Source organism: Ramlibacter ginsenosidimutans, from assembly GCF_016654015.1.
Taxonomy (GTDB): Bacteria; Pseudomonadota; Gammaproteobacteria; order Burkholderiales; family Burkholderiaceae_C; genus Ramlibacter; species Ramlibacter ginsenosidimutans.
Genome location: NZ_JAEPWM010000003.1, coordinates 62,996 through 89,930 on the forward strand (window position 1 = coordinate 62,996; position 26,935 = coordinate 89,930).

The 26,935-nt window shown below is 69.6% G+C and carries 24 protein-coding genes; 12 read left to right on the plus strand and 12 right to left on the minus strand.

Annotated elements, in window-relative coordinates; all coding sequences use genetic code 11:
* Window positions 1-234 precede the first annotated feature (234 nt).
* The 5 genes from JJB11_RS09765 (at window position 235) to JJB11_RS09785 (ending at window position 10,369) form a co-directional block, all read left to right on the plus strand.
* Window positions 235-1,845: an efflux RND transporter periplasmic adaptor subunit gene (locus tag JJB11_RS09765; RefSeq protein WP_201964746.1), complete on the plus strand. Its 1,611-nt coding sequence runs from the start codon at window positions 235-237 to the stop codon at window positions 1,843-1,845.
* 64 nt (window positions 1,846-1,909) lie between these two features.
* Window positions 1,910-5,167 (plus strand): efflux RND transporter permease subunit, encoded by a 3,258-nt coding sequence (locus JJB11_RS09770; protein WP_201169427.1) that lies wholly within the window; start codon window positions 1,910-1,912, stop codon window positions 5,165-5,167.
* Between the two features lie 13 nt (window positions 5,168-5,180).
* Window positions 5,181-8,471, plus strand: coding sequence for an efflux RND transporter permease subunit (locus JJB11_RS09775; RefSeq protein WP_201169430.1), 3,291 nt, complete (start codon window positions 5,181-5,183; stop codon window positions 8,469-8,471).
* 5 nt (window positions 8,472-8,476) lie between these two features.
* Window positions 8,477-9,901 carry an efflux transporter outer membrane subunit gene (locus JJB11_RS09780; protein WP_201169433.1) on the plus strand — a complete coding sequence of 475 codons (1,425 nt, stop codon included), beginning with the start codon at window positions 8,477-8,479 and terminating at the stop codon, window positions 9,899-9,901.
* Between the two features lie 57 nt (window positions 9,902-9,958).
* Window positions 9,959-10,369: a hypothetical protein gene (locus tag JJB11_RS09785; protein ID WP_201169436.1), complete on the plus strand. Its 411-nt coding sequence runs from the start codon at window positions 9,959-9,961 to the stop codon at window positions 10,367-10,369.
* Window positions 10,370-10,378: 9 nt separating this feature from the next.
* Here JJB11_RS09785 and JJB11_RS09790 read toward each other — a convergent pair whose 3' ends face one another.
* The 3 genes from JJB11_RS09790 to JJB11_RS09800 are packed head-to-tail and all read right to left on the minus strand — an operon-like array spanning window position 10,379 to window position 12,255.
* Window positions 10,379-10,663: a hypothetical protein gene (locus tag JJB11_RS09790; protein ID WP_201169437.1), complete on the minus strand. Its 285-nt coding sequence runs from the start codon at window positions 10,661-10,663 to the stop codon at window positions 10,379-10,381.
* A gap of 46 nt (window positions 10,664-10,709) precedes the next feature.
* Window positions 10,710-11,360, minus strand: a complete 651-nt coding sequence (gene nth, locus JJB11_RS09795; protein WP_201169439.1) for an endonuclease III — start codon at window positions 11,358-11,360, stop codon at window positions 10,710-10,712.
* A gap of 40 nt (window positions 11,361-11,400) precedes the next feature.
* On the minus strand, window positions 11,401-12,255 hold the full coding sequence (locus tag JJB11_RS09800) for a LysR family transcriptional regulator (protein WP_201169441.1): 855 nt from the start codon (window positions 12,253-12,255) through the stop codon (window positions 11,401-11,403).
* An 83-nt stretch (window positions 12,256-12,338) separates the two neighbouring features.
* On the opposite strand from JJB11_RS09800, the gene JJB11_RS09805 reads away from it, so the two are divergent.
* Together JJB11_RS09805 and JJB11_RS09810 are read left to right on the plus strand one after the other, a co-directional pair.
* Complete coding sequence (locus tag JJB11_RS09805; protein WP_201964747.1) at window positions 12,339-13,307, plus strand: Bug family tripartite tricarboxylate transporter substrate binding protein; 969 nt, start codon at window positions 12,339-12,341, stop codon at window positions 13,305-13,307.
* 7 nt (window positions 13,308-13,314) lie between these two features.
* The gene (locus tag JJB11_RS09810) at window positions 13,315-14,928 is read left to right on the plus strand and encodes a gamma-glutamyltransferase family protein (protein ID WP_201169443.1); all 1,614 of its coding nucleotides are present in this window, start codon (window positions 13,315-13,317) and stop codon (window positions 14,926-14,928) included.
* 202 nt (window positions 14,929-15,130) lie between these two features.
* Here JJB11_RS09810 and JJB11_RS09815 read toward each other — a convergent pair whose 3' ends face one another.
* Window positions 15,131-15,718: a c-type cytochrome gene (locus JJB11_RS09815; RefSeq protein ID WP_201169445.1), complete on the minus strand. Its 588-nt coding sequence runs from the start codon at window positions 15,716-15,718 to the stop codon at window positions 15,131-15,133.
* On the minus strand, window positions 15,718-17,436 hold the full coding sequence (locus JJB11_RS09820) for a pyrroloquinoline quinone-dependent dehydrogenase (RefSeq protein ID WP_201169458.1): 1,719 nt from the start codon (window positions 17,434-17,436) through the stop codon (window positions 15,718-15,720). Before JJB11_RS09820 ends, JJB11_RS09815 begins: the two co-directional genes overlap by 1 nt.
* 115 nt (window positions 17,437-17,551) lie before the next feature.
* Here JJB11_RS09820 and JJB11_RS09825 point away from each other — a divergent pair, with 115 nt between their 5' ends.
* Window positions 17,552-18,208: an ankyrin repeat domain-containing protein gene (locus JJB11_RS09825; RefSeq protein WP_201169460.1), complete on the plus strand. Its 657-nt coding sequence runs from the start codon at window positions 17,552-17,554 to the stop codon at window positions 18,206-18,208.
* A 15-nt stretch (window positions 18,209-18,223) separates the two neighbouring features.
* Here the strand turns inward: JJB11_RS09825 and JJB11_RS09830 are convergent, their stop codons facing one another.
* Both JJB11_RS09830 and JJB11_RS09835 read right to left on the minus strand, forming a co-directional pair.
* Entirely contained in the window at window positions 18,224-18,655 is a 432-nt protein-coding gene (locus JJB11_RS09830) for a DNA-binding transcriptional response regulator (protein WP_201169463.1), read from the minus strand.
* Between the two features lie 18 nt (window positions 18,656-18,673).
* Entirely contained in the window at window positions 18,674-19,423 is a 750-nt protein-coding gene (locus JJB11_RS09835; RefSeq protein ID WP_201169465.1) for a dienelactone hydrolase family protein, read from the minus strand.
* A 149-nt stretch (window positions 19,424-19,572) separates the two neighbouring features.
* Here JJB11_RS09835 and JJB11_RS09840 point away from each other — a divergent pair, with 149 nt between their 5' ends.
* From JJB11_RS09840 to JJB11_RS09850, 3 genes are all read left to right on the plus strand, one after another.
* Window positions 19,573-20,211, plus strand: a complete 639-nt coding sequence (locus JJB11_RS09840) for a hypothetical protein (protein WP_201169473.1) — start codon at window positions 19,573-19,575, stop codon at window positions 20,209-20,211.
* Window positions 20,212-20,232: 21 nt separating this feature from the next.
* Window positions 20,233-20,844, plus strand: a complete 612-nt coding sequence (locus JJB11_RS09845) for a hypothetical protein (protein ID WP_201169476.1) — start codon at window positions 20,233-20,235, stop codon at window positions 20,842-20,844.
* Window positions 20,845-21,141: 297 nt separating this feature from the next.
* The gene (locus JJB11_RS09850; protein WP_201169479.1) at window positions 21,142-22,347 is read left to right on the plus strand and encodes an aminotransferase-like domain-containing protein; all 1,206 of its coding nucleotides are present in this window, start codon (window positions 21,142-21,144) and stop codon (window positions 22,345-22,347) included.
* Window positions 22,348-22,479: 132 nt separating this feature from the next.
* Here the strand turns inward: JJB11_RS09850 and JJB11_RS09855 are convergent, their stop codons facing one another.
* Complete coding sequence (locus JJB11_RS09855; RefSeq protein WP_201169482.1) at window positions 22,480-23,202, minus strand: trypsin-like peptidase domain-containing protein; 723 nt, start codon at window positions 23,200-23,202, stop codon at window positions 22,480-22,482.
* A gap of 261 nt (window positions 23,203-23,463) precedes the next feature.
* Between JJB11_RS09855 and JJB11_RS09860 the strand changes: the two genes are divergently transcribed.
* Window positions 23,464-23,784 carry a hypothetical protein gene (locus JJB11_RS09860; protein ID WP_201169485.1) on the plus strand — a complete coding sequence of 107 codons (321 nt, stop codon included), beginning with the start codon at window positions 23,464-23,466 and terminating at the stop codon, window positions 23,782-23,784.
* A 100-nt stretch (window positions 23,785-23,884) separates the two neighbouring features.
* On the opposite strand, the gene JJB11_RS09865 is transcribed toward JJB11_RS09860, so the two are convergent.
* From JJB11_RS09865 to JJB11_RS09880, 4 genes are all read right to left on the minus strand, one after another.
* Complete coding sequence (locus JJB11_RS09865) at window positions 23,885-24,367, minus strand: hypothetical protein (RefSeq protein WP_201169488.1); 483 nt, start codon at window positions 24,365-24,367, stop codon at window positions 23,885-23,887.
* On the minus strand, window positions 24,367-25,050 hold the full coding sequence (locus JJB11_RS09870) for a C39 family peptidase (protein ID WP_201169490.1): 684 nt from the start codon (window positions 25,048-25,050) through the stop codon (window positions 24,367-24,369). The genes JJB11_RS09865 and JJB11_RS09870 overlap by 1 nt, the downstream gene beginning before the upstream one ends.
* 12 nt (window positions 25,051-25,062) lie before the next feature.
* The gene (locus JJB11_RS09875; RefSeq protein WP_201169493.1) at window positions 25,063-25,389 is read right to left on the minus strand and encodes a hypothetical protein; all 327 of its coding nucleotides are present in this window, start codon (window positions 25,387-25,389) and stop codon (window positions 25,063-25,065) included.
* Window positions 25,390-25,459: 70 nt separating this feature from the next.
* Window positions 25,460-26,734: a hypothetical protein gene (locus JJB11_RS09880; protein ID WP_201169496.1), complete on the minus strand. Its 1,275-nt coding sequence runs from the start codon at window positions 26,732-26,734 to the stop codon at window positions 25,460-25,462.
* Window positions 26,735-26,935 lie beyond the last annotated feature (201 nt).

Sequence of the window (26,935 nt, forward strand, 5' to 3'; positions counted from 1 at the left end):
GCGGTAACGCGCCAGGAGCACGCTCGTGGCGACGCCAAGTGCACAGCAGAACCCGGCCTACATGGCTTTGCGCCGCGAGCCGTCCTGAGGAGGAGGCGCGCAGGGGCACGCTCTGCTGCTGCTGAACTTGCCCGCTTACGACGGAACCCAAGGATCCCGATGCCCATTCCCCCGCCGCAGTCACCGGCCGATGAGTCCCGACCTGCAGATGCCGCCCCGGCGCCGCGCAAGCGGTTGAGCCGGCGCGCGTCGCTGATCGGCACCGTCATCGCGCTGCTGGTGGCGGCCGGGCTCGCCTGGCTGGCGTGGGACCTGACCCGCCCCGCGACGATGGCGAGCGCGGGGCGCGCAGGCGGAGCCGGCGGCCGTGGCGGTGCCGGCGGTCCCGGCGGCCCGGGCGGCGGCCGCGGTGCAACCACCGTCGGCGTCGCGGTGGCGCAGGCGATGGACATCCCGGTCAACCTCGACGCACTCGGCACGGTGACGCCGCAGGCCACCGTGCGCGTGCGCCCCCAGGTCAGCGGCGTGCTCACCCAGGTGTTGTTCAAGGAAGGCCAGTCCGTGAAGGCCGGGCAACTGCTCGCGACGATCGATCCACGTCCGTTCGAGAATGCCTTGCAGCAGGCGACCGGCCAGCGCATGAAGGACGAGGCGCAGCTCGCGGCGGCGCGCGTCACGCTCGCGCGCTACGAGACGCTGCTCAAGCAGGACTCGATCGCACGCCAGGACGTCGACACGCAGGCCGCGACCGTCCACCAGCTCGAAGCCACCATCGTTTCCGACAAGGCCGCCGAGGGAACGGCGCGCCTGAACCTCTCCTGGACGCGCATCACCTCGCCCATCGACGGGCGCGTGGGCCTGCGCACCGTGGACCTGGGCAACCAGGTGAGCACCAGCGATGCGAACGGCATCGCGGTCATCACCAAGATGACGCCGATCGACGTGCAGTTCGCCATCCCGCAGGACAACGCGGCCTGGCTGCAGCACAACGGCGGCGGCTTCATGGAGGTGCGGGCCTACGACCGCACCAAGACCACCTTGCTGGACAGCGGCGTGTTCGCCTCGCTGGACAACCAGATCGACACCACGACGGGCACGGTCCGGGCCAAGGCGCGCTTCAACAACGCCCGCCTGCAGCTCTTTCCCAGCCAGTTCGTGAACGTGCAGCTGCAGGTGCGCACCATCCAGAACGCGGTCGTCGTGCCCGTGGCCGCGGTGCGCCAGAGCGGCAGCGGCGAATTCGTGTTCGTCCTGCAGCAGGACCACACGGTGAAGCAGCGGCCCGTGGTGCGCGGGCAGCAGGTCGACGACCGCGTGCAGATCGTGAGCGGGCTGCAGGTCGGCGAGCGCGTGATCACCGAAGGCGCCGACCGCCTGCGCGACGGCGCCCGCGTCACGCTGCCGGGCGAGTCGCCGCAAGGCGGCGGGCCGGGTGGCAACGGCGGCCGTCGCCGCAACGCGGGTGGGGCCGACGGTGCGGCGCCCGGAGTCCAGCCCGCCGCTTCCGCGCCCTTCACCGGCGCATCGGCCGCGCAGCGCGGGCCGGCGACGAGCCCCTTCGCCGGGACGCCGGCCGTGCCGCCGCAACCGGAAGGTTCCCGCACCTGGGCGCGCGGCGAACCCACGCAGCCCGTGTCGCCCGCGCAGGCCGCGGCTTCGTCCGCGATGGGTGCTCCAGCGGCGAGCGGCGATGCCGGGCCGGGGGCGCATCTGTCACCCGAGGAGCGCGCGCAGCGGCGCGCGGAGTTCAGCAAGCTCTCGCCGGAGGAGCGGGCGAAGCGCCGCGAGGAGTACCAGAAGCGCCGCGCCGCGGCCGGCGACGGCTCCGCCAACCCGCAGCAGTGATGGTCGTCCGCCGCATTTCCCTGCCTCTGCTGCCGGCAGAGGGCTGGGGTGAGGGCCGCACTCGATGAGTCCTTCCCGTCCCTTCATCCTCCGACCCGTCGCCACGGCGCTGCTGATGGTGGCGATCGTGCTGGCCGGCCTGCTCGGGCTGAAGTTCCTGCCGCTGTCGGCGCTGCCGCAGGTCGACTACCCGACCATCCAGGTGCAGACGCTCTATCCGGGCGCCAGCCCCGAGGTGATGGCGCAGACCGTCACCGCACCGCTGGAGCGCCAGTTCGGCCAGATGCCCGGACTCTCGCGCATGGGGTCCACCAGCGCGGCGGGTGTGTCCATCATCACGCTGCAGTTCACGTTGGGCCTGGCGCTCGACGTGGCGGAGCAGCAGGTGCAGGCCGCCATCAACGCAGGCGCCTCGCTGCTGCCCGCGGACCTGCCGGCGCCGCCGACCTACGCCAAGGTGAACCCGGCCGACGCGCCCGTGCTCACGCTCTCGATCACGTCGGGCACGCTGCCGCTTACCGAGGTGCGCAACATCGTCGACACGCAGCTCGCGCTCAAGATCAGCCAGGTGAGCGGCGTCGGGCTGGTGACGCTCGCGGGCGGCCAGCGCCCGGCCGTGCGCATCCAGGCCGACACCAACGCGCTGGCCTCGCTGGGCATCGCGATCGACACGCTGCGCACCGCGATCACGGCGGCGAACGCGAATGCGGCGAAGGGCAGCATCGACGGCCCGACGCGCTCGTACACCATCAACTCCAACGACCAGCTGCTCACGGCGCAGGACTACAGCAACCTGGTGGTCGCCTTCCGCAACGGCGCGCCGGTGCACCTGTCGGACGTCGCGCAGGTCGTGCAGAGCGCCGAGAACGTGAAGCTGGGCGCCTGGGCGGGCCACGCGTGCGACAGCCAGGACAGAGCCGGCCAGGACGGCAGCTGCCGGGGCGCGGCCGCGCCCGCGCTGCAGCCGGCGATCATCCTCAACGTGCAGCGGCAGCCCGGCGCCAACGTCATCGCCACGGTGGACGCGATCAAGCAGCGCCTGCCGCAGCTGACCGCGGGACTGCCGGCGTCGATCCAGGTCGAGGTGCTGGCCGACCGCACCACCGGCATCCGCGCCTCGGTGGAGCACGTGGAGATGGAGCTCGTGCTGGCCGTGCTGCTGGTCGTGCTGGTGATCTTCGCCTTCCTGCACAGCCCGCGCGCCACGCTGGTGGCGAGCCTGTCGGTGCCGATCTCGCTGATCGGAACCTGCGGCGCGATGTACCTGCTGGGGTACAGCCTCAACAACCTGTCGCTGATGTCGCTGACCATCGCCACCGGCTTCGTGGTGGACGACGCGATCGTGATGATCGAGAACATCGCGCGCCACATGGAGAACGGCGAGCGGCCCATGGAGGCAGCGCTCAAGGGCGCCAGCGAGATCGGCTTCACGATCATTTCCCTCACGGTGTCGCTGATCGCCGTGCTGATCCCGCTGCTGTTCATGGGCGACGTGATCGGCCGGCTGTTCCGCGAGTTCGCCGTGACGCTGGCGATCACCATCCTGATCTCCGCGGTGGTGTCCCTGACGCTGGTGCCGATGATGACGGCGCGCATGGTTCGCACGCTGGAGCCGCCCGAGCACGGCATCGGCGCGCGCATCCAGCTCTCCTTCGACCGCGTGGTCGAGAAGTACGACGGCGCGCTCACCTGGGTGCTGGCGCGCGAGCGGCTCACGCTGCTGGTGGCGCTGGGCACGCTGCTGTTCACGGTGCTGCTGTACATCGCCATTCCGAAGACGCTGTTCCCCACCCAGGACACCGGCCAGCTGCAGGTGCGCGTGCAGGCGGCGCAATCCTCCTCCTACGGCAGCATGGCGGCCTTGCAGCAGGAAGTCGCGCGGCGGCTGCTCGCCGACCCGGCGGTGCAGTCGGTCGCCAGCTTCGTCGGCGTCGACGCGGCCAACAACACGATGCTGAACATCGGCAGCATGCTGGTGAACCTGAAGGATTCGCACGGCAGCCTGCAAGGCGTGATGGACCGCCTGCGCCAGAAGGGCGAGCAGGTCGCGGGAACGCGCCTGTTCGTGCAGCCGGTGCAGGACCTCACCATCGAATCCGAGACCGGGCCGACGCTGTACCGCATGTCCGTGGAAGGCTCGGACCCGGCGGTGGTGAACGACTGGACGCAGCGCATCGTGGACCGGCTGGCGCAGGAGAAGCGCCTGGCCGACGTCACCACCGATGCCGGCGCGAGCGGCGCGGCGCTGTACGTGGACGTGGACCGCAGCACCGCTGCGCGCCTGGGTATCGCCGCTTCCACCATCGACGAGGCGCTCTACAGCGCGTTCGGCCAGCGCATCGTCTCCACCATCTTCACCGAGACCAACCAGTACCGCGTGATCCTGGAGGCGCGCACGGATTCCCTGCCCGCCATCGGCGACCTGAGCAACATCCAGCTGATCTCCAGCTCCGGCACGGCGACGCCGCTGACCGCCGTGGCCCGCGTCAGCGAGCGCCGGGCGCCGCTGCAGATCACGCACGTGGCGCAGTACCCAGCCGCCACCATCGGCTTCAACACGGCCCCGGGCGTGGCCCTCGGCTCCGCGGTGGACACGATCCATGGCGCGCTGAAGGACCTGCAGATGCCGGCGACGGTGTCCGTCACGATGCTCGGCGCGGCGGGTGCGTACGAGACCTCCCTGTCGAATCAGCTGTGGCTGATCCTCGCGGCGGTGGTCTGCGTGTACATCGTGCTGGGCGTGCTGTACGAGAGCTACGTGCACCCGCTCACGATCCTCTCCACGCTGCCTTCCGCCGGCGTGGGCGCGCTGCTCGCGCTGCTGCTCAGTGGTTCCGGGCTCGGCGTGATCGGCATCATCGGCATCATCCTGCTGATCGGCATCGTCAAGAAGAACGCGATCATGATGATCGACTTCGCGCTCGACGCCGAGCGCGAGCAGGGCAAGTCGCCGCGCGAGGCGATCCACCAGGCCGCGCTGCTGCGCTTCCGGCCCATCCTGATGACGACGCTGGCGGCCTTGTTCGCGGCGATCCCGCTGATGCTCAGTTTCGGCCAGGGCGCGGAGCTGCGCCGGCCCCTCGGGCTGGCCATCTTCGGCGGCCTGATCGTGAGCCAGTTGCTCACGCTCTTCACCACGCCCGTGATCTACCTCGGCTTCGACCAGCTGGGGTCGCGCTGGCGCAAGCGCGGTGCCCGGCGCCCCCACACCAGCTTCCCTGAGGGCCAGGGGGCCCGGATCGAGCCACCGAAGGACGAACGCGCCTCTTACCTGCCCCCGGCCGTGGGTGAGGGCGGGCCGGCCGGCGGCGGCGGCGAGTGAGGCGGCAGGCGCCATGAACCTCTCCGGCCCCTTCGTCCGCCGACCCGTGGGCACCGTGCTGCTCACGGTGTGGATCGCGCTTGCCGGCATCGCGGCTTTCTTCAAGCTTCCAGTCGCTTCGCTGCCGCAGGTGGACTTCCCGGTGATCTCGGTGTCGGCGAACCTGCCGGGCGCCAGTCCGCAGACGATGGCCAGCAGCGTGGCGACGCCGCTGGAGCGCCGCCTCGGCGTGATCGCCGGCGTCAACGAGGTGACCTCCTCCAGCGGCAACGGCAGCACGCGCGTCACCCTGCAGTTCGACCTGAACCGCGACATCGACGCGGCCGCGCGCGAAGTGCAGGCCGCGATCAACGCGTCCCGCTCCGACCTGCCGGCCACGTTGCGCAGCAACCCCACCTACCGCAAGGCCAACCCGTCGGCCGCGCCCGTGATCATCCTGGCGCTGACCTCGCCGACGCGCTCGCCCGGCCGCATCTACGACGTGGTCAACAACCTCGTGCAGCAGAAGATCGCGCAGGTGCCCGGCGTCGGCGACGTGGAACTCGGGGGCGGGTCGCAGCCGGCGGTGCGCGTGGACATGATCCCGTTTGCGCTGAACCGCTACGGCATCGCGATGGAGGACGTGCGCGCGGCGCTGCAGGCCGGCACGGCCAACCGGCCCAAGGGCGACGTCACGGTGAACGGCAACCGGCTGCAGATCTACACCGGCACCGCCGACATGCCCAACGGAGGCAAGACGGCCTCGGACTACCGCGACCTGGTGGTCGCCTGGCGCAACGGCGCGGCGGTGCGCCTGTCGGATGTCGCCGAGGTGAGCGACGGCGTGGAGAACATCAACACCATGGGCCTGTTCAACGGCCGGCCCGCGGTGATCGTGCTGGTGACCCTGCAGCCGGGCGCCAACGTCATCGAGACCGTGGACGGCGTGCGCGCGCTGCTGCCGGAGCTGCAGGCCTCCCTGCCCAAGGACATCGCCATCGACGTGGCCTCGGACCGCACCTTCTCCATCCGGTCCTCGCTGCACGAAGTGGAGCTCACGCTCGCCATCGCCATCATCCTGGTCGTGCTGGTGGTGAGCGTGTTCCTGCGCAGCGCGCGCGCCACCTTCATCCCTGCGGTGGCCACGATCGTCTCGCTAATGGGGACGCTGGGCATCATGTACGTGCTCGGCTTCTCGCTCAACAACCTGTCGCTGATGGCGCTCACCGTGGCGACGGGCTTCGTCGTGGACGACGCCATCGTGGTGCTGGAGAACACTTCGCGCCACATCGAGCAGGGCATGGACCGCTTCCAGGCCGCGCTGCGCGGCGCGCGCGAGGTGGGCTTCACGGTGCTGTCCATCAGCATCTCGCTGATCGCCGTGTTCATCCCGCTGCTGTTCATGGGCGGGCAGGTGGGCCGCCTGTTCCGCGAGTTCGCCGTTTCGCTCTCGGCCGCGGTCATGATCTCGCTGCTGCTGTCGCTCACCACGACGCCGATGATGTGCGCCTGGCTGCTGAGCCCGAGCGCGCACGAGAAGAAGCCCTCGCGCATTTCGCGCTGGGCTGAAGCGGCGTTCGACCGCGTGCACCGCATCTATGCGGTGAGCCTGGACTGGGCGCTGTCGGCGCGCTGGCTGGTGCTGCTGATCCTGCTGCTGGTGATCGGCCTGAACATCTTCCTGTTCGTGCGCGTGCCCAAGGGCTTCTTCCCGCAGCAGGACACCGGGCAGGTCATGGGCGGCATCCGGGCCGACCAGAGCATCTCGTTCCAGCAGATGCAGGACAAGCTGCGCCAGCTGGTGGACATCATCCGCGCCGACGAAGCCGTCGACACGGTGGTCGCCTTCACCGGCGGCTCGCGCGCGGGCGGCGGCTTCATGATGATGACGCTCAAGCGCGGCCACGGCGAGCCGCGCGGCCAGGAGGTGATCTCCCGGCTGCGGCCCAAGCTGGCGCGCGTCACGGGCGTGAGCCTGTTTCTCAATCCCGTGCAGGACGTGCGCATGGGCGGGCGCTCCAGCAACAGCACCTACCAGTACACGCTCAAGAGCGACAACGTCGCCGACCTCAAGCTGTGGGGCAACAAGCTGATGGAGGCGATGAAGGAGCAGCCGGCGCTGACCGACATCGACAGCGACCTGCAGGAGAACGGCATCGAGACGTATGTCGACGTCGACCGCTCGAGCGCCGCCCGCATGGGCATCAGCGCGCGCAGCGTCGACAACGCGCTGTACGACGCCTTCGGCCAGCGCCAGGTGGCGACGATCTACGAGGAGCTGAACCAGTACAAGGTGATCATGCAACTGGCGCCGCGCTACATCGTGACGCCGGAGGCGCTGAAGGACGTGTACGTGCCGGCGAAGAACACGGGCGCGCCGACGCCGGAGACCGGCCTGGCGTCGACCGGGGTCTCGGGCAGCACGGCGAGCGGGGGTGGCAGTGCCACGGGCACCAGCACCGCGGCGGGCACCAGCGGCGGCGCTGGCACCTCGGCCAACCTGTCGCTGCGCGACGCCTCCACCGGGACCGCCGTGAGTTCGGCGACCACGCCCATGGTGCCCTTGTCGGCGATCGCGCATTTCGCCGAGCGGCCGGCCGCGACCTCGGTCAACCACCAGGACGCGGAGCTCGCCGCCACCATCTCCTACAACCTCGCCGACGGGCACACGCTGGCCGACGGGGAGGCTGCCGTGCGGGCCGCCGAGGCGCAGATCAGCATGCCGATCAACGTGCGCGGCAGCTTCCAGGGCACGGCGCGGCAGGCGCAGGAGACGAACCAGCAGCAGCCCTTGCTGATCCTCGCGGCGCTGGTGGTGATCTACATCGTGCTGGGCGTGCTGTACGAGAGCCTGGTGCACCCGATCACCGTGCTGTCCACGCTGCCCTCGGCGGGCATCGGCGCCGTGCTGGCCCTGCTGATCTTCCACATGGAGTTCTCGATCATGGCGCTGATCGGGCTGTTCCTGCTGATCGGCATCGTCAAGAAGAACGCGATCCTGATCATCGACTTCGCGCTGGACGCGGAGCGCTCGCGCGGCCTGTCGCCCTACGAAGCGGTGCGCGAGGCCTGCCTGCTGCGCTTCCGCCCCATCCTCATGACCACCCTGGCCGCGATCCTCGGCGCGCTGCCGCTGGCCATCGGCTTCGGCGAAGGCGCCGAGCTGCGCCGGCCCCTGGGCATCTCCATCATCGGCGGCCTGATCGCCAGCCAGGTGATCACGCTGCTCACGACGCCGGTGGTCTACCTGCTGCTGGACAAGCTGCGCCGCCGCAGTCCGCTCGAGCGCGAGCTGGCGCGGCACGGCGAAGCCCGAACCGCCTGAACCCGATGAAGCTGCTGCCTGCCTCCCGTCCGCTCCTGCTCGCGCTCGTGCCCGCGCTGCTGCTCGCCGGCTGCGCCAACCTCGCACCCAACTACGAAGTGCCCAGCGTCGACACGCCCGCGAGCTTCAAGGAGGGCAACGGCGTCTGGGTGCAGGCCGCGCCCGCCGACACGCTGGAGCGCGGGCCCTGGTGGGAGCTGTTCGACGACCCTCTGCTCAACGCGCTGGCCGCGCAGGTGGACGTCACCAACCAGAACGTCGCCGCCGCGATCGCCGCCTATGAAGAGGCCCGCGCGCTCACCCGCGAGCAGCGGGCCGCCATGTTCCCGCAGGTGACGCTCGACGGCAGCGCCAACCGCACCGGCGCCGAGAACCGGTCGACCACGCGCAGCTACCGCGTCAACCTTGGCGCGAGCTGGGAGCCCGACGTGTTCGGACGGCTGCGGCTGACGGTGGATCGCGCCCGCTATGGCGAGCAGGTCGCCGAGGCCGACCTCGCGGCGGCCCGGCTCGCTGCGCGCGGCGAGCTCGCCAGCAACTACTTCACCGTGCGCCAGGCCGACCTGTTCTACGCCTTGCAGAAGGACGTCGTGGCCGGCTACCAGCGCTCGGTGCAGATCACGCGCAACCGCTACGACGCGGGCGTGGTCGCGCGCACCGACGTGCTGCAGGCGGAAAGCCAGCTCGCGAATGCGCAGGCCGACCTGCTGTCGCTGGAACGCACACGCCAGACCAGCGAGCACGCCGTCGCCGTGCTGGTGGGGCGCGCGCCCGCCGACTTCAGCATCCCCGTCGACCTGAAATGGACGGTGAGCATTCCGCGGTTGCCCGCGGAGGTGCCCAGCACGCTGCTGCAGCGCCGTCCCGACATCGCCGCGGCCGAACGCCAGGTCGCGCAGGCGAACGCCGCGATCGGCGTGGCGCGGGCCGGCTACTTCCCGAGCTTCGGGCTCACGGGCTCGATCAGCTCCGTGGGAACGACCATCGGCGATCTGTTCAAGGCGTCGAACCTGGTCTGGGCGCTGGGCCTCACCGCCACGCAGATGGTGTTCGATGCCGGCGCGACGACCGCACGCGTGGACCAGTCGCGGGCCGCGCTGGGCCAGGCCGCGGCGCACTACCGCCAGACCGCGCTCACCGCATTCCAGAACGTCGAGGACCAGCTCATCGCGCTGCGCGTGCTGGAAGAGCAGCAGGTGCTGCGCGCCGAGGCGAGCCGGGCGGCAGACCTGGTGGAGCGCCAGATCCTGAACCGCTACGAGGCGGGCCAGGTGAACTACACCGAAGTGATCACGGCGCAGCAGAACGCCGCCACCGCGCGCCGTGCCCTCGTGCAGGCGCAGGTGGACCGGCAGGTGACCATCGTCGCGCTGATCCAGGCGCTGGGCGGGGGCTGGGGTGGCCTGGGGACCACGCAGGCCGTACGCTGAGCAGGGAAATTTGACGAATGTCAACCGCGCGCCAGCGCAGTGGCGTACCTTGGCGGTATGGGCAACGGCAAGTTCGCAGCAATCCTCGCGGTCCTGATCTCCGTCGGGGTGGCCGCGTGGCCGTCCGTGACCCAGAAGACGGTGGTCCAGGGCGTCACCGTCGCCGTGACGGCGGGCAACCTCGGCGAGGACAGCAGCATCTGGGACTTCGCCGTCGCGTACGACGCGCAGGGCGTGCACGGACTCAAGGGCGACGAGCCGCTGGACCAGTTCGTGCTGGTGGGCGACGGCCACCGGATGAAGCCGCTGGCCTGGGAAGGCGACCGCGACGGCAAGCACCACCGCGCAGGCGTGCTGAAGTTCATCGCCATCCGGCCGCGCCCCAAGGAGCTGCAGCTCGAGCTGGCGCGTCCCGCCGAAACCCGGCCGCGGATCTACCGCTTCGTGTTCGGCGACTGGTCTGCCTGAGCCAGGCGCTCAGGCCTTGCCGGGTTCGGTGTCCTGCCCCAGCAGGGCGAGCATGCCGCCTTCCAGCGCCTCCATGTGCCGCGCCAGCTGCGGCGTCGACTCCTTGGAGATCTTCATGTAGCCCTTGAAGGTGCGCAGCAACGTGGCGCGGTCGGGGTGGTGCAGCAGCACCGTGGCGAGCGCGGCTTGCAGCACGTGCACCTGCGCGGCAAGCATGAGCTGGTTGTCCACCAGCCCCTGGATGCTTTGCCTGTGGACGTCGAGCGTCTCCCTGATTTCCTGGTCCTGGTCCATGCCGGTCTCGTCGATGCGTTGCGGCCATTGTGACACCGCAAGCGGCTCACGCGCGCAGTGCGGGCGGAGGTGTCTTGGGCCGGTAGTCGCACCAGCGTGCGACCGCGCACTCCCAGCACTTGGGCAGGCGCGCCACGCAGACGTAGCGCCCGTGCAGGATGAGCCAGTGGTGCGCGTCCTGCCGGTACGCCGGCGGCACGCGCTGCATCAGCTTCTGCTCCACCTCCAGCGGGGTCTTGCCCGGGGCGAGCCCGGTGCGGTTGCTGACCCGGAAGATGTGCGTATCCACAGCCATGGCTTCTTCGCCGAAGGCGACGTTGAGCACCACGTTGGCCGTCTTGCGCCCGACGCCGGGCAGTGCCTCCAGCGACTCGCGGTCGCGCGGCACCTTCCCGCCATGCTGCTCCACGAGGATGCGGCAGGTCTCCATCAGGTGCTTCGCCTTCATGCGATAGAGGCCGATCGTCTTGATGTACTCCTTCAGCCCCTCCTCGCCCAGCGCGAGGATCGCCTGCGGCGTGTTGGCGACGTGGAACAGCCGGCGCGTCGCCTTGTTCACGCCCGCATCGGTCGCCTGCGCCGACAGCAGCACCGCGACCAGCAGCTCGAAGACCGTGCTGTATTCGAGCTCGCTGGCCGGCATGGGGTTGGCGGCTTTCAGAGTGGCGAAGAAGGGCTCGATGTCGGCGGCTTTCATGCGGCGAGTGTAGGGCGGTCGGTCCAGCGGCCGCGCGCTCCTACAGTTCCTTCACGACGGCCGCGACGATCGCGGCGGTCGCGGAGTCGCGCCGCTGCGCCAGGGCGAGCTTGCGCTCCTCCGCCTGCGGCAGTTCGATGACGCGCAGCTTCGGATCGCTCGCCCAGCGTGCACCGCGCAGCAGCGGCACCACCGACACGCCCAGGCCCGAGCGCACCAGTTCGACGATGCTCTCCAGCGCGTTGAGCTCCAGCAGTTCCTGCGGCCGCGTGCGCAGCCGCTTGAGCGTGCGTTCCACCAGCTGGCCCGTGTGCTGCGTCGGGTCGAAGCGGATGAAGGGCTGCCGCTGCAGGAGCAGGCGCGGGTTGCCTTCCTCCAGCTTGCGCGGCGCCAGCAGCACCATCGGCTCGGCATAGAGCGCGGTCCACGCGAGATCGGGGCCGACCCCGGGCTCGCGCACGACGATCGCAGCGTCGAGCCCGCCGGCCTGCACGCGCTCGATCAGCTCGATCGACTTGGCGGCGGACACGTGCAGGTCCAGGGCAGGGTGGCGCGACTTCAGCGCGAGCGTCGCCTGGATCAAGGGGCGCACCGCGGAAACCACGGCGCCGAGCTGCACCGTTCCCGCCATCGCGCCGGCGGCGGGATCGGGCGCCAGGATCTGTTCGTACAGCGCGAGCAGCCGGCGCACCTGCGGCACCAGCGTGCGGCCGGCGTCGTTGAGCACCACGGCCTTGCCCTGCCGCTCGAACAGCGGCCTGCGGAGTTCGCCTTCGAGCGCGCGCATCTGCTGGCCCACGGCCGCCTGCGTGAGCGCGACGCGTGCGGCGGCGGCCGCGAACGAACCCTCGGCCGCCACCGCGGCGAAGGTGCGCAGGACGCGGATGCTGCTCATGGCGCGATCCTAAACGAAACCTTTAGCTTCGCTAAAGCAAGTTTGGCTTTTGCTTTGGCGAGCCGCTCCCTATGATCGACTGCATGATGTTGAAGTTGTTCGCTCCCTTCCTGCTGGCCGCCGCGGCGGTCGTCACGCCCTCGGCCCACGCCGACGGCTACCCCGCCAAGCCCATCCGCCTGGTCGTTCCCTTCCCGGCCGGCGGCCCCACCGACGTCTTCGCCCGCGCCGTCTCCGAAAAGCTGGGCCAGCGCCTGGGCCAGACGGTCATCGTCGACAACAAGCCGGGCGCGGGCGGCGCCATCGGCACGGACCTCGCCGCGCGCGCACCGGCCGACGGCTACACGCTGCTGCTCGGCACCAGCAGCACGCACTCGGTGGCGCCGGCCTTCGGCATGAAGCTGCCCTACGACACCGCGAAGGACTTCACGCCCATCGTGCAGGTCGGCGACGCGCCCAACCTCATGCTGGTGCCCAACGACACGCCGGCCAAGGACGTGAAGGAGTGGATCGCCTACGCGCGCAAGAACCCCGGCAAGCTGAACTACGCGAGCAGCGGCCCCGGCACCGTGGTGCAACTCACCGCCGAATACCTCAAGGCCGAGGCCAAGGTGGACCTGACGCACGTGGCATACAAGGGCACGGCCCTGGCGATGCCGGACCTCATGAGCGGCAAGGTGCACGTGCTGTTCGACTCCATGCCCACGGGCCTGCCGCACGTGCAGGCCGGCCGCCTGCGCGCCCTCGCGGTGACCAGCCTGAAGCGCTCGCCGCTGCTGCCCAACCTGCCGGCCGTGTCCGAGACGCTTCCGGGCTTCGAGTCCGTGGTGTGGTTCGGCCTCTACGGCCCGAAAAACCTGCCGCCCGCCGTGGTCACGCGCGTCAACGCCGCGGTCAACGAGGTGCTGAAGGACAAGGACATGCAGGATCGCCTCGCCAGGCTCGGCATCCAGCCGGCCGGCGGGACGCCGCAGCAATTCGCGACCGTCGTCGAGCAGGACCGCGCGAAGTGGAAGAAGATCATCACCGAGCAGAAGCTCACCCTGGAATGAGGACGCGATGAAGAATTTCGATTTCCATAACCCGTACCCCACCACGCGCATCCCGGTCTTCGCGCGCAACGCGGTGTCCACCTCGCATCCGCTGGCGGCGCAGGCCGGCCTGCGCATGCTGTGGAAGGGCGGCAATGCGGTGGATGCGGCCATCGCGGCCGCCGCCGCGATGACGATCTGCGAGCCGGTGAGCAACGGGCTGGGCAGCGACGCCTTCGCGATCCTGTGGGACGGCAAGCAGCTGCAAGGCATCAACGGCTCGGGCAAGGCGCCCGCGGGCTGGACGCCGGAGTACTTCCGCAAGAAGTACGGCGACAACGCGGCGACGCCGCCCAAGCGCGGCATCGACTCGGCCACCGTGCCGGGCGCGGTCGCCACCTGGGTCGCGCTCTCCGAGCGCTACGGCAAGCTGCCCTTCGCCGACCTCATGGCGCCCGCCGTCGAGATCGCGGAGCGCGGCTACCTGCTGCCGGTCGTGGTGCAGCAGAAGTGGGATGCGGCAACGCCGGAGCTGGGCACGATGCCCGGCTTCGCGCAGACCTTCCTGCCCTGGGGCCGCGCGCCGCGCGTGGGCGAACTGTTCCAGTTCCCGGCCGCCGCGCGCGCGCTGCGCCTGATCGGCGAGACCCGGGGCAAGGCTTACTACCAGGGCGAGATCGCCGAGGCGCTCGCGCGCTTCAGCAAGGACATCGGCGGCGTGCACACGGTGCAGGACTTTGCGAGCTTCCAGCCGGAGTGGGTCACGCCCATCCAGAAGAACTACCGCGGCTACACCCTGCACGAGATCCCGCCCAACGGCCAGGGCATCGCGGCGCTGATGGCGCTGGGCATCCTGGACAACTTCGACCTGCGCTCGCACAAGGTGGATGGCGCCGACTCGCAGCACCTGCAGATCGAGGCGATGAAGCTCGCCTTCGCCGACACCTACCGCTTCGTCGGCGAGCGCGCGGCGATGGAAGTGACGACCGAGCAGATGCTGGACGACGCCTACCTCGCCAGCCGCGCGAAGCTGATCGACATGAAGCGCGCGCAGGACTTCAAGGCCGGCAACCCCGTCAAGGGCGGCACGATCTACCTCACCGCCGCCGACGAGAACGGCATGATGGTGAGCTTCATCCAGAGCAACTACATGGGCTTCGGCTCCGGCTGCGTGGAGCCGACCTACGGCATCAGCCTGCAGAACCGCGGGCATGGCTTCAGCCTGAAGCCGGGCGCCAACCAGGTCGCCCCGGGCAAGCGGCCCTTCCACACGATCATCCCGGCCTTCCTCACGAAGGACGGGCAACCGGTCATGAGCTTCGGCGTGATGGGCGGCAACATGCAGCCGCAAGGCCACCTGCAGACGGTGGTGCGCATGGTGGACTACGACCAGAACCCGCAGGCCGCCTGCGATGCGCCGCGCTGGCGCTTCAACAGCGGGCTGGAGATCAACGTCGAACAGCAGATGAACAAGGCCACCGTGCAGGAGCTCGTCTCGCGCGGCCACCGCATCGAGGTCATCAACGACAACTACCAGGACTTCGGCGCCGGCCAGTTCATCTGGAAGATGGGCGACACCAAGAAGGAAGGCTACGTGATCGCGAGCGATTCGCGGCGGGACGGGTTGGCTGCCGGGTTTTGACCGCGGGCGTGGGGCGCGTGCCGCGCGAGGAGGGCACGCCGCTGAGCATCAATCAGGAGAACGCAGAGGACGCAAAGGTCACGCAGAGGACGCAGAGAAATCCATTGAAGGTTTTCCTTTGCGTCCTCTGCGTAACCTCTGCGCACTCTGCGTTCTCATTGCCCGCTCTCGCACGTGGCCCGAGCGATGCACGTTGCTCGATCTAACGCAAGCTCGCCAGGTAATGCCCCAGGTTCTCGATGTCCTGGTCGCTCAAGGTGCTCGCCACGCTGGTCATGTTGCCCGCGTCGTTCGTGCGGGTCTTCTCCTTGAAGGCCTTCAGCTGCGCGACGATGTACTGGTACTTCTGGCCCGCCACGCGCGGGATCTCGTTCTGGCCCAGGAAGCCGCCGAGATGGCACATCGTGCACAGCGTCTCGTCGGCCTTTGCCTTTCCGAGCTTCGCCTTGCCGTCGTCCACCTTGAAGTCGTTGGGCTTCAGGGGCAGCGAGGCGTAGTAGTTGGCGATGTCTATCATGTCGTCCCGCGACAGCGGCTGCGCCATCGGCGTCATGAGCGGATTGCTGCGCCGGCCCTCCTTGAAGTCCTTCAGCTGGATGTACAGGTAGCGCCAGGTCTGGCCCGCGAGGGCGGGCACCTCCGGCATGGCCGTCGTGCCGTTGCCGTCGGCGCCGTGGCACGCGGCGCAGGCCTGCGCCTTGGTGCGGCCCGCCTCGACATCCTGCGCCGCCGCCGTGGCGCACACGGCGAGCAGCGCAGCGAAGGCGAGGGCAGTCCGCGTCGCGTGCATCAGTCCAGCGAGAACACCACCATGGTGTTGCCGCGCTTGAAGTCCAGCTGCGTGTTGCCGCCGCAGCCCATGGCGATGTACTGCTTGCCGCCGACCATGTAGCTCACGGGCATCGCGTTCGCGCCGGCGCCGCAATTGAATTCCCACAGCTTCTGGCCCGTGCCGGCGTTCAGCGCCCGGATGAAACCGTTGCCTTCGCCGTAGAACACGAGGTCGCCGCCGGTGGCCAGCGCGCCGCCGATCAGGGGCTGCTCGGTGTCGAACTTCCACGCCACCTTGCCGGTGTCCACGTTGACCGCGGCGAGGCGGCCCCATTGCTTTTCGCCCTCGATGGTCTTGAAGGCGCCGCCGAGCCACAGCTTGCCGCCGGGATACTTCGCGTCCTCGACGTGGTAGGTCATGGGCTGGTGCAGGTTCAGCGCATACACCAGGCGGTGCTTCGGGCTGAACGCCATCGGCGACCATTCGACGCCGCCGTTCGCACCGGGCAGCATGCGCGCGCCCGTGGCGGTGGGCAGCACCCACATGTTCTCCTGCGGGATCATCGCGTCGGAGAAGCGGATCAGCTTGCCGGTGGCGCGGTCATGCACGTACACATGGCCGGTCTTGCCGCCGTGGATCACGGCCGGCACCATGCGGCCGCTGGCGTCCTTCACGTCGACCAGCATGGGCGGGCTGACGGCGTCGAGGTCCCACACGTCGTGCGCGATGTACTGCGAGTGCCACTTGTACTCGCCGGTGTCCAGGTTCACGGCCACCATCGAGTCGGTGTACAGGTTGTCCCCGGGCCGCACGGCGCCATACAGGTCCGGCGAGGGATTGCCGACCACGAAGAAGATCGTGCGGGTCTTGAGGTCCACTGCCGGGTTCATCCACACGCCGCCTCCGAGCGTCTGGTAGAACGAGCTGTCGCGCGCCAGCGCCTGCTTTTCGGCGGCGATGTCGCGCTTCATGTTGCGGCCGGTCGCATCGTTCTCGGCCCAGACGCCCTCGTGGCCCTTCTCGGGGATGGTGTAGAAGGTCCAGAGCAGCTTGCCGTCATTCGCGCCATAGGCCTTCACGAAGCCGCGGATGCCGTACTCGCCGCCGTTGGTGCCGATCAGCACCTTGCCGTCGATCACGGTGGGCGCCATCGTCTCGCTGTAGCCCTTCTCGGGATCGGCGATCTCGGTCTGCCACAGCACGGCGCCCGTCTTGGCGTCCAGCGCGAGCAGCTTCGAGTCCAGCGTGCCCATGAACAGCTTGCCGCCTTCGATCGCCACGCCGCGGTTGTTCGGCCCGCAGCAGAAGGTGGTGATCGGACCCATCTTGTGCTTGTAGTGCCAGAACTCGCGGCCCGTCGTCGCGTCGATCGCGTACACGTGGTTGAAGGCGGTGGTGAGGTACATGACCCCGTCCACCACGATGGGCGCGGTCTCCATCGACTCCTTCACCTCGGTCTGGAACATGAACACCGGGCGCAGGCGCTTGACGTTGCCCGTGTTGATCTGCGTGCCCGGGTAGTAGCGCTGCTGCTCGTAGCCGCCGTTCGTGTGCAGCCAGTTGACGCCCTGGGAATGCGCCGCGTTCAGCATGTCCTGCGTCACGTTGGGCGCCTTGACGATCATCGGCGGGCCGCTGCCTTGCTGGCCCTGGATTTCCTGTTGCGCGGTGGCGGCGGGGGCGGCGAGGGCACAGGCGAGTGCCACCGGCCAGAGCGAATGACGGAAGACCTGCATACGACTTCTCCTCGGGTTGGATACTTCGAGTGAAGTCCGGCGCGCGAGCGTCGGGCTCGGAAACCTTGCGTGTGAGTATCATGATTTCGCGTCGCCAGCACAAGGAGGTTGCCTCATGCCGAAGGATGTCCTGCGCTCCGTCCTCGCCGCCCTCGTCCTGCTTTTCATAGCGCCGGTGCAGGCGCAGCAGGGAGTCGGCAACATCAACATCAACGGGCAACTGGTGCTTGCCGCGCGTGCAGGATTGGTGCAACGCGTCAAGCAGTTGATCGCCGAGGGCGCCGAGGTGAACTCGCGCGACCGCAACGGTGACTCCCCCCTGAAGATGGCGGCCGGCAAGGCCAATGTCGAGCTGGTGGACGTGCTGCTCGCGGCGTCCGCCGACGTGCAGCAGGCGAACATCGCGGGGGTGACGCCGCTCATGGCCGCCGCGTTCGCGGGCAGCCCGGAGATCGTGCGCAAGCTGCTGGCCGCGGGCGCCCGCCCGGAAGCCGTCGACCGGGTGAAGAAGAATGCGGCGGTGTACGCCGCGGGCCAGGGCTGCACCGAATGCCTGGAGCTGCTGTTGCAGGCCGGCACGCCGGTGAACGGCCGCCTGGACCACGAGCTGACGCTGCTGATGTGGACGGCTGGCTATGGCCAGGAGGGCGCCGCGCGCATGTTGCTGCAGCGCGGTGCGGACGCGTCGCTGCGCGACGATCGCGGCAAGACAGCCGCGGAGATCGCGCGCGAGCTCAACTACACCGCGCTGGCGCAGATGCTCGCGCCTTAGCCGCCGGCGCTGGCCTCAGCTCCCCCGCGACGCCTGCAGCAGCTTGTCCACGACCGCGCGCAGCCGGCGCGAGGCCTCCTCTGCGCCGAACTGCTGCTGCCACCAGAGCACATCGGCGAAGCCCTGGCCGCCCAGGGCATCCACCGCGATCTTCACGCCTTCGTACAGGGTGTCGTCGAGCGTCGTGTGGCCGCGCAGGCAGCGCACCGCGAGAAAGGGCACGCCCTGGCAGGCCGGATCCTTCTTGAGCGCACGCAGCAGGTCGAAGATGCGGCCTTCGTCGAAATGACAGCCGCAGACCAGCAGCGACGGCGGCGAACGCAGGGCGCGAACCGCCTCGTCGAAACTCGCTGCGTGCTCCAGGTCATGCGGGACGGCGAGCACCTGGCGGAACACGTCGAAGGCATCGGCGTGGTCCGCCACGAGGATGCGGGCGGGGGACGACATGTGCCGAACATTGTAATGTCATGACACGGTCGAGTCCGGTCCGATGTTGCGCCGGAACAGGGCGAACAGCCGTTCCCAGTGGCGTTCCGCCGACGCCTGGTCGTAGATGCCGGCGCGCCGCGGGAACACGAAGCCGTGGTGCGCGCCGGGGTACCACTCCAGCCGGTACGGCGTGCCGGCGCCGTCCAGCGCGGCCTGCAGCGTGGCCACCGTTTCGGGCGGCGCCCACACGTCGGTCTCCGCGCAGGCGACATAGGTTTCGCAGCGGATGCGCGGCGCCAGGCGGTGCGGCGAGTCGTCCTGCGCGGTCACCATGCGGGCGCCGTGGATGGACGCAATGCACGCGATGCGCGAGGGCAGGGCGGCCGCCGCTGCGAACACGAAGGGCCCGCTCATGCAGTAACCCACCGCGCCGACGCGCGATCCGTCCGCCTCGGGCTGGCCGTCCACGAAGTCCAGCATCGCCTGGGTGTCGCGCACTGTCCCCGCGTTGCTGAGGCTGTCCATCAGCGCGAACATCGGCTTCATGCCCTCGGGCGTGCGCTCCTTCAGTTCGAACTCGCGCGCCAGCCGGTAGTACAGGTTGGGCAGCACCACGTAGTAGCCGACGCTGGCCAGCCGGCGGGCCATGTCGTGCAGTTCCTCGCGCTTGCCGGGTGCGTCCATGTAGAACAGCACGACCGGGTACGGGCCGCCTTCCTCCGGGTGAACCACGAAAGTATTCATCTCGCCTTCGCCCGTGGCGATGTCCAGGTGCTTCTCGACCATCCCGCCCTCCTTGCGGAGCAGCTTGGCATGTACGCCGCGGGGCGGGCAGAGGGTAGTCCCGCACCTACCCGACCTGACTCGGCGGGACGACAGCGGGGCGTCGGTGAACGGCCTACACAGGAAGGTGACCGATCGAAAGGAAAACAACCATGCATACCGCCATCTGCGCCTTCGACAGCGCCGAGCAGGCCGACGCCGCGGTGGACGCGCTGCTGCGCGCCGGCTTCTCCCGTGACGACGTGCACATCGAGCACGAGTCCAGCACCGCCGAAGGGAGGAACGACCACGACCGCCATTCGGAGCGCCTGGCGCGCGAGGAGGGCCACGACCGCGGCGTGCTCTCGTCCTTCGGCGCCTTCTTCGCCAGCCTGCTGGGCCGCGACCACACGCCCGGGCACCTGGACACCTACACGCAGCACGTAGAGCGCGGCTCCCACGTCGTGGTCGTCGATGCGGTCGACGCCTCCGAGGCGCTGCGCGCCAGCACCTTGCTGCACGACCTGCAGGCCGCCGACGTCAACGTGGTGCACCGGCCGGCGCAGCCGCCGGTGCGCGACCTCGTCGCCGAACGCGAGCAGGACGACCCGGGCGTCGCCGGCATGGTGAGCCGCAGCCGGGACAACTACGAATCGACCGGCAGCGTCGGCGAGAGCCCCGGCGCGCGGGAGCGCGAGCGCGCCGTCGCGTCCCCGCATGTCGTGAGCCCGGTCGCTGGTCCGTCGCTGCGCGACCCCGAGACCGAGCACGCGCCCGGCCTGCGCTATGCCGACAAGGACAAGCCGCTCTGAGCGGCACAGGAGACCCACCGCATGCATACCGCCATCTGCACCTTCGAAGATCGCGCGCAGGCCGAACAGGCCGTCGAGCGCCTGCAGCAGGCCGGCTTCGCCCGGCACGACATCCACCTGGAGCACCGCCACGCGGACGGCAGCCCGATCGAGGAACGCAGCAACTACGGAATGGGCACCTTCGAGTTCTTCGAACACTTGTTCGGCCACGGTGAGCACGCCATCCACACGGGCCGCTATCGCGACGCGGTGGACCAGGGCCTGTTCGTCGTGATGGTCGAACACCAGGACGAGGAAGAGTCGAGCCGCGCCCAGGCCGTGCTGCACGGCATGGAAGCGCGCGACCTGAACCGCTTGCACCGCGCCGGCGAACGGCCGCTGCGCGACATCGTCGCCGAGCGCGCGGACCATGACCTGCAACGCAGCTTCGGCACGGCGCGCGCGGACATGGGCGCGAGCCACACGTCCGACGTGAGCGGCGAGCCCGCCGACGTGGCGCCCGAGCGCGAACTGGAACGCCCGATCGCCTCCAACGGCGGCTGGGGCGAGCAGGACCGGCTGCAGGTCGTCGACGAGGACCGCCCGATCGCCTCGCCCAGCCTGCGCTCGGACAACGAGGACAAGCCGCGCTGAAGCGGCGCGCCTCTCGCCAGCACGCCCGCCGCCGCGGGCGTTTTTCATGGGGAGCGATCTGGTCAGCGCTTGTGCGATCGCGGGCAGGAGAACGCAGAGTGCGCAGAGATTGCGCAGAGGACGCAGAGGAAGAACCCTTTTCAAAGGAATTCTCTGCGTCCTCTGCGTAGCCTTTGCGTCCTCTGCGTTCTCCTTTCCCAAGCAGCGCCGCGGCCCCCGAAAGCGGCGCCCGCGCGGCCGCGCGACAATAGCGTCGACGCGGCCGTTTTCGTGCCGCCCTTCACCGAGACGATCGAGATGCCCCTTCCCTTCGCCAAGCGCCTGGACAACGTCGAAACCTCCGCCATCCGCGAGCTCTTCAAGCTGCTGGGCAAGCCCGGCATCATCAGCTTCGCGGGCGGCTTTCCGGACAGCGCCATGTTCGACGTGGAGGGCCTGCGCGAGGCCTCGCAGCGCGCGCTGCAGGAGGAGCCGGGCGGCGCGCTGCAATACGGCGCCACCGAAGGCTACGAGCCCCTGCGCACGCAACTCGCCGCGTTCGAGCGCAGCAAGGGCGTGACCGACCTGGAGCCGCACCAGTTGATCGTCACCACCGGCAGCCAGCAGGCGCTGGACCTGCTGGGCAAGACGCTGATCGACCCGGGCGACAAGGTCATCGTCGAAGGCCCGACCTTCCTGGCCACCATCCAGTGCTTCCGCCTCTATGGCGCCGACGTGCAGAGCGCGCCCATCGACGCGCACGGCGTGCAGGTGGACAAGCTCGAAGAGATGATCAAGGCCCACAAGCCGAAGTTCGTCTACCTGATCCCCACCTTCGGCAACCCGAGCGGCGCGCTGCTGTCGCTGGAGCGGCGGAAAAAGATCCTCGCACTCGCAGTGAAGTACCAGGTGCTGGTCGTCGAGGACGACCCCTACGGCGACCTCTACTTCGGCGAAGCGCCGCCTCCGAGCATCCTGGCGCTGTCGAAGGACGTCCCCGGCAGCCGCGAATGGATCGCCCACTGCGGCAGCATGAGCAAGGTGCTGAGCCCGGGCCTGCGCGTGGGCTGGCTCATTGCCCAACCGGAACTGCTGGCCAAGGCGACGATGTGCAAGCAGTTCAGCGACGCGCACACCAGCACCTTCGCGCAGGCGACCGCGGCGCAGTACCTGAAGAGCGGCCGCATGCCCGCGACGCTGAAGAACGTGCGGCAGAAATACGGCGAGCGCGCCAAGGCCATGGCGGACTCGCTGCGCAAGGAACTCGGCGACGCCATCGAGTTCACCGAGCCGCAGGGCGGCCTGTTCTTCTGGGCGCGTCTCACCGGCGCGGGCGGCAAGATCAAGGATGCGGGCGAGTTCGCGAAGCGGGCGATCGAGCAGGGCGTCGCGTTCGTGCCGGGGACGCCGTTTTTTGCGAAGGACGCGGACCCGAGCACGCTGCGCCTGTCGTTCGCGACGGCGGACGTGGCGAAGATCAGGGAAGGCGCAGCGCGCCTGGGCCTGGCGCTCTCACAGCGCTGATCGCCGCCGGACCGGCGTGGGCTCAACGCGCAACGCCGACGCCGCATCCCGTAGGCTGGCGGTGAGCGCGCGCAGCGCCGAACCCCAGCGCTCTCGCGGGGCGCGCCGGCGCCCGACCCTCACGTCACCCGCTCACCCCGCCGTCAACGTCTTCAACACGTCCGCATACCACGCGCAATTCAAGCCGAGCGAATCGTCGACTCCCTGCTCGCGCGTCGACACATCGAAGCGCGCGGAGTGGATGCCCAGCAGCCGCCACGGCAGCTTGGTGTCGCCGCCCGCGTGCCGCATCACCACCGGCGCGCCGCTCGCGCCGCGATGCGTGCGCGCATCGGTCAGGAAGAAGCCCTTTTCCTGGAAGCGCACGCCGAAGGCGGAGGCGATGATGGCTTGCCGGGCGACGGGCAGGTTGTGCACGGTGTCGTAGAAGCCCAGGGGAAAGCCCACGATCAGCAGCGGCGCGCCGATGCCGATCTCGTCGAGGTCGGGCTCCAGGTGTTCCGGCGTGAAGGCGTACAGCACGATGCCCGCGGGCAGCCGCCCCTGGTCGATCTCGACGACGGCGACGTCGATCTCGCCACCCGAGTCGACGCCCTGGTGCCAGACGCTCACGCCGTTCGCGTACAAGGGCACTGACCACACGGTGGTGCGCGTGAGGTTCACGGGGTCGGTGTGCAGCACCAGTTCCACGCGATCGGGATGGTGGCCGCTGGCCTCGTCGAGCAGCACGTGCCGGCTGGTCACGAGGAACAGGCGTTCGCCGCGCCGGAAGTAGAAGCCCGAGGCCGCAGTCAGCGCCTGCGACCCATAGAAGGTGGAGACGCGGACGGTGGCCAGCAGCAGGGATTCGATCACGCCCCATCGTACAGCGATGCACGCGGCTTGCGGCTCGTCCGCTTCGGGAGGCGCGCAGGCCCCGGATCGACTACCATGGGGCCGCTGACGTTCCCCCAGACCGTCCATCCCCGGTCGTTCCCTCCACCGCCTGCAGGCGGCTCGCGAATCTCCCTCGATGTACCTCCTGGAGTTCGTGCAGTCCCGCCGTGTCCTGCGCGGCGGTGCCGCCTTGAGAGGCCGGCGCGCCGCCATCGCAGCAGCAGTCGAAAGGAAAACGAGATGAGCAATACGAGACAACGCGCCCAGTGGGCGGAGCACCTGAAGGACGAAGCGGCGGAACTGCGGGCGCAGCAGGTGTCCGCGGGCAGCACGCACTCGCCGGTCGAGGGGCCGCTGCCCCACAGCGCCGACGCCCTCGAGTCGGCCGTCCACGCGGAGCGCGAGCGCTGCTGCGCGATTGCCAGCCGCTGGACCAGCGAGGCGGAAGTGCACCGCGCCTTCGCCGAGTGGACGGAGTGGGAAACGCGGGCCGCCGTGGAAATGGCGCGCGCCATCCTCCGTGGCATCCGCGAGGGCCAGCGCGGCGACAGCCCGGCTTAAGCGCCGAACGCATGGCGCATGGAATAGCGCAGAACGCACAACGTAGCGCCCTAGCGCCGAGCGCCGCACTCCGGGCATCGCGCGCGGCTGCGGGCCGCGCTCACCGGCCCAGCGCGCCCTTGAGCGCGTCGCTCAAGGTCCGGTTCAGATTCATGCCCTGCAAGGTACGCAGCGTGTTGGTGGAGGCCGTGATCTCGGTTATCGCCTGCAGCGTCCGGTTGTTCTCGCTGTTCTGGATCACGAATCCCGGCGCCGCGTCCGGATGCGGCAGTTGCAGCGTGTTGGCGGTGCCGTTCTGCACGACGGCCACACCCGCCAGCTGCTGGCCGAGCTGCCGGGCCTGGTCCACGGTGATGCTTCGCACGTCCGGGATCTGCAGCGCCGTCTGGCTCACGACCTGGCCGTCGATCAGCACGGTTCGCACGATGCCGAACGACACCATCAGCCCGTCAGGTAATGCGAAGCCCCCGCGCATGTCCGCGAGCAGGTCGTCGCCCGTCGTCATCCAGGCCTGGTCGGCGCAGGCGGAGCCGGCCGCCAGCGCGGCCACGAGCCCCAGCATGCAGATCGCTGTCGGCCGCATCAGAAGTCCCCTGGGCCGTTGCGGGGCAGGCCCGTGCCCGCCAGCCCGTCGTGCGGCAAGGCCGAGAAGACCGGCGCACGGGGCGCCGCGCGCCAGTCGCTCGCCAGGTTGAAGCGTGCCTGCTGCACGTGGTCGTGGATCACGAACAGCAATCCGCCCAGCCAGAGCTTTTCGAATTCCTCGCGCGTCAGCGCGCGCGTGCCGCGCGCAGGATCGCCGATCAACACGCGCCCGTCGCGCAAGCCTTTGACGACCACGAAGTGGTGGTAGTTGCCTTCGTTCACGAGCACGATGGCGGGCAGCCCCGCCTCCGCGAGCTTCTCGAGCGGCTGCTGGAACCCGTCAGCCGCATAGCCGAGACTCTCCAGGTATTGCTTCATGTCCAGCATGGAGAATCCCTCCTGCCGGATCTTCTGCTGGTCGCCTTTCGCGTACATCTCCTGCAGGACCTCCTGCTCGCTCACCGGATGGCCGTAGTGATGCGTCAGCAGCGTGGAGATCGCGGCGGAGCCGCAGCTGAAGTCGTACTTCTGCAGCACCGTTGTCGCGGTGCGCGCCGCCTGCATCGACGTGATCGGCACGCGGAGCATCTGGCCCGCGAAGCCGGGCACCAACGCCTCCGGAGCCGCCTGCACCTGGCACGCCGCGACGGCCAGCACCAGGGGCAGCATCGCATTGCGCATGTTGCTCGGCTCCTATTGCAGCCGCAGGTTGAGGATCAGCGAGTTCTGGATCAGGACGTTGGCCCCGGTGTTCTGGATCACCACGGGGATTCCGTTCATCTGTCCGAACGCGCCGGCAGTGATCGTGTTCGTGCCGGTCTGCACGTTGGTCGCGCTGTTGCCGGCGGTCGTGCCGCGCAGGCGGATGTCGTTCACCGTGGTGTCGGTGCCACCGCGCAGGTCGGAGAGCTGCGCCGCCGCAACCGGTGCGCCGAAAGATACCGGCTCCTGCCCGGCGAAGGCAGCGTTGCTGCCGATGGCGAGCAGCGCGCAGAGGAGGGAAACGCTTCGTGGAGTCATGGCTTGTCCCCGTAGGCGAACTGCAATGCGGACCCGGCTGCGCCCGCGTGCATGCCGGGCCCGCACTCGATCAATGCACCGTCAGGTTCGACTGCACGTTGACGCTCTGCTGCACCAGGCTCGTGAAGCCGGTCACCTGCGACATCACGAGGATGCCTGCCGCCGAACTCGCCGCGCTGCCGATGGAGTTGTTCATGGCGAAGCTGCCGGCATTCGGGCTGACCGTGCCGCCCATGCCGCCGGACCCGCCGGTGGCGCTTCCGCTGGTAGCAGCACCTCCCGTCGCGGTAGCCGCTCCGCCCGCACCAGTGGTGTTGCTGCCGCCCGAACCACCGGCGCCACCGCCGCCGGACGTGGCCGCGCCGGAGCTCGCGCTGCCGGAGGTCGCCGCGCCGCTCGTGGCGCTGCCGCTGGCGCCGCCGTTGCCGCCGACGCTCGTGCCGCTCGCGCCGTTGCCGCCGCTGCCCCCCGCGCCGGTGGTGGCATTTCCGCCCGTCGCGCCGGCGCCTCCGGCTCCACCGGTGCCGCTGCCGCCGGCACCACCTCCGCCCGAGCCTCCGCTGGTCGCGGTCGCGCCCGAACCCGCAGCACCGACGGTGCCGCTCGTGGCGTTGCCCCCGAAGCTCGGGCCTAAGTTGGTTGATCCGGTGCTGCCGCCCGTGGCGCCGCCTGAGCTTGCATTGCCGCCATTGCCGCCGGTCGCAGAGCCGGTTCTGCCCGAGTCCCCGCCGCTGCCGCCCCTGGCGTCGCCGCCCATGCCGCCGCCCGCGCCGCCACGCGCGTCGCCGCTGCTGCCGCCCCTCCCGCCGTCGCCGCCGTATGTGCGCCCGCCATTACCGCCATCGCCTCCCGAGCCGCTGCGCGCCGAGCCGCTCGTGGAACTGCCGCTGCGCGCCGAGCCGCTCGTCGCGCTGCCGCCCCTCCCACCATCGCCGCCGTTGCTGCCCTTCGCATCGCCGCTTTCGCCGCCGCTGGCGCGCGCATCACCGGCGTTGGCTGTACCCGAGCGTCCCGATGCGCCGCTGCCGCCATCGGCCGAGCCGCCGCCGGTCACGTAGTTGCCGATGCCGGAGATCGTGTTGCCCGTCACGGACCCGCTCAGGCGCGTCAGCGCCGCCACGTTGGTCACGTTGAACGCGTTGGAGAACGAGGCGGAGGAGCCGTTGTTCAGTGCAGCCGAACGCGTAGCCGACGCATTTGCATCGCCGGAATTACGGTACATGCTGTTGTCGACCGTGGTGTTCGTGCTGTTGTCGTTGAAGCTCGAGTTGAAGGTCTGCGCAAATGAGGTTGCGCTCGCACTTGCCAGCAAGGCAACGGCGGCGGCGATGAGGCTGAGTTTCATGGTCTCTCCAGGTTTTGGGGACTGAGGAATTGACGGAGCCCGCGCCGGTGCGCCACGGCTCCGCGGCGTTCCATTGCAATCTCGATGCCAGGCGCCGACTCGTCTCGCAGGGAAACTCGGTGGCCGCCTGCTGCAAGCGATGTGCGCCGATCAGCAGCGGCTCGCCTCCTCGTCGCGTGCAGTGCTCCGCGTAGCTGGTTG

Excerpts from the sequence above, each read along its gene's own strand:
- JJB11_RS09780 (WP_201169433.1), top strand. The coding sequence starts at position 8,477 with ATGAAGCTGCTGCCTGCCTCCCGTCCGCTCCTGCTCGCGCTCGTGCCC.
- JJB11_RS09835 (WP_201169465.1), bottom strand. The coding sequence starts at position 19,423 with ATGGTCGAGAAGCACCTGGACATCGCCACGGGCGAAGGCGAGATGAAT.
- JJB11_RS09865 (WP_201169488.1), bottom strand. The coding sequence starts at position 24,367 with ATGCGGCCGACAGCGATCTGCATGCTGGGGCTCGTGGCCGCGCTGGCG.
- JJB11_RS09770 (WP_201169427.1), top strand. The coding sequence starts at position 1,910 with ATGAGTCCTTCCCGTCCCTTCATCCTCCGACCCGTCGCCACGGCGCTG.
- JJB11_RS09820 (WP_201169458.1), bottom strand. The coding sequence starts at position 17,436 with ATGCAGGTCTTCCGTCATTCGCTCTGGCCGGTGGCACTCGCCTGTGCC.
- JJB11_RS09845 (WP_201169476.1), top strand. The coding sequence starts at position 20,233 with ATGCATACCGCCATCTGCACCTTCGAAGATCGCGCGCAGGCCGAACAG.
- JJB11_RS09880 (WP_201169496.1), bottom strand. The coding sequence starts at position 26,734 with ATGAAACTCAGCCTCATCGCCGCCGCCGTTGCCTTGCTGGCAAGTGCG.
- JJB11_RS09870 (WP_201169490.1), bottom strand. The coding sequence starts at position 25,050 with ATGCGCAATGCGATGCTGCCCCTGGTGCTGGCCGTCGCGGCGTGCCAG.
- JJB11_RS09805 (WP_201964747.1), top strand. The coding sequence starts at position 12,339 with ATGATGTTGAAGTTGTTCGCTCCCTTCCTGCTGGCCGCCGCGGCGGTC.
- JJB11_RS09850 (WP_201169479.1), top strand. The coding sequence starts at position 21,142 with ATGCCCCTTCCCTTCGCCAAGCGCCTGGACAACGTCGAAACCTCCGCC.
- JJB11_RS09785 (WP_201169436.1), top strand. The coding sequence starts at position 9,959 with ATGGGCAACGGCAAGTTCGCAGCAATCCTCGCGGTCCTGATCTCCGTC.
- JJB11_RS09790 (WP_201169437.1), bottom strand. The coding sequence starts at position 10,663 with ATGGACCAGGACCAGGAAATCAGGGAGACGCTCGACGTCCACAGGCAA.
- JJB11_RS09830 (WP_201169463.1), bottom strand. The coding sequence starts at position 18,655 with ATGTCGTCCCCCGCCCGCATCCTCGTGGCGGACCACGCCGATGCCTTC.
- JJB11_RS09860 (WP_201169485.1), top strand. The coding sequence starts at position 23,464 with ATGAGCAATACGAGACAACGCGCCCAGTGGGCGGAGCACCTGAAGGAC.
- nth (WP_201169439.1), bottom strand. The coding sequence starts at position 11,360 with ATGAAAGCCGCCGACATCGAGCCCTTCTTCGCCACTCTGAAAGCCGCC.
- JJB11_RS09840 (WP_201169473.1), top strand. The coding sequence starts at position 19,573 with ATGCATACCGCCATCTGCGCCTTCGACAGCGCCGAGCAGGCCGACGCC.
- JJB11_RS09875 (WP_201169493.1), bottom strand. The coding sequence starts at position 25,389 with ATGACTCCACGAAGCGTTTCCCTCCTCTGCGCGCTGCTCGCCATCGGC.
- JJB11_RS09775 (WP_201169430.1), top strand. The coding sequence starts at position 5,181 with ATGAACCTCTCCGGCCCCTTCGTCCGCCGACCCGTGGGCACCGTGCTG.
- JJB11_RS09825 (WP_201169460.1), top strand. The coding sequence starts at position 17,552 with ATGCCGAAGGATGTCCTGCGCTCCGTCCTCGCCGCCCTCGTCCTGCTT.
- JJB11_RS09800 (WP_201169441.1), bottom strand. The coding sequence starts at position 12,255 with ATGAGCAGCATCCGCGTCCTGCGCACCTTCGCCGCGGTGGCGGCCGAG.
- JJB11_RS09810 (WP_201169443.1), top strand. The coding sequence starts at position 13,315 with ATGAAGAATTTCGATTTCCATAACCCGTACCCCACCACGCGCATCCCG.
- JJB11_RS09815 (WP_201169445.1), bottom strand. The coding sequence starts at position 15,718 with ATGCACGCGACGCGGACTGCCCTCGCCTTCGCTGCGCTGCTCGCCGTG.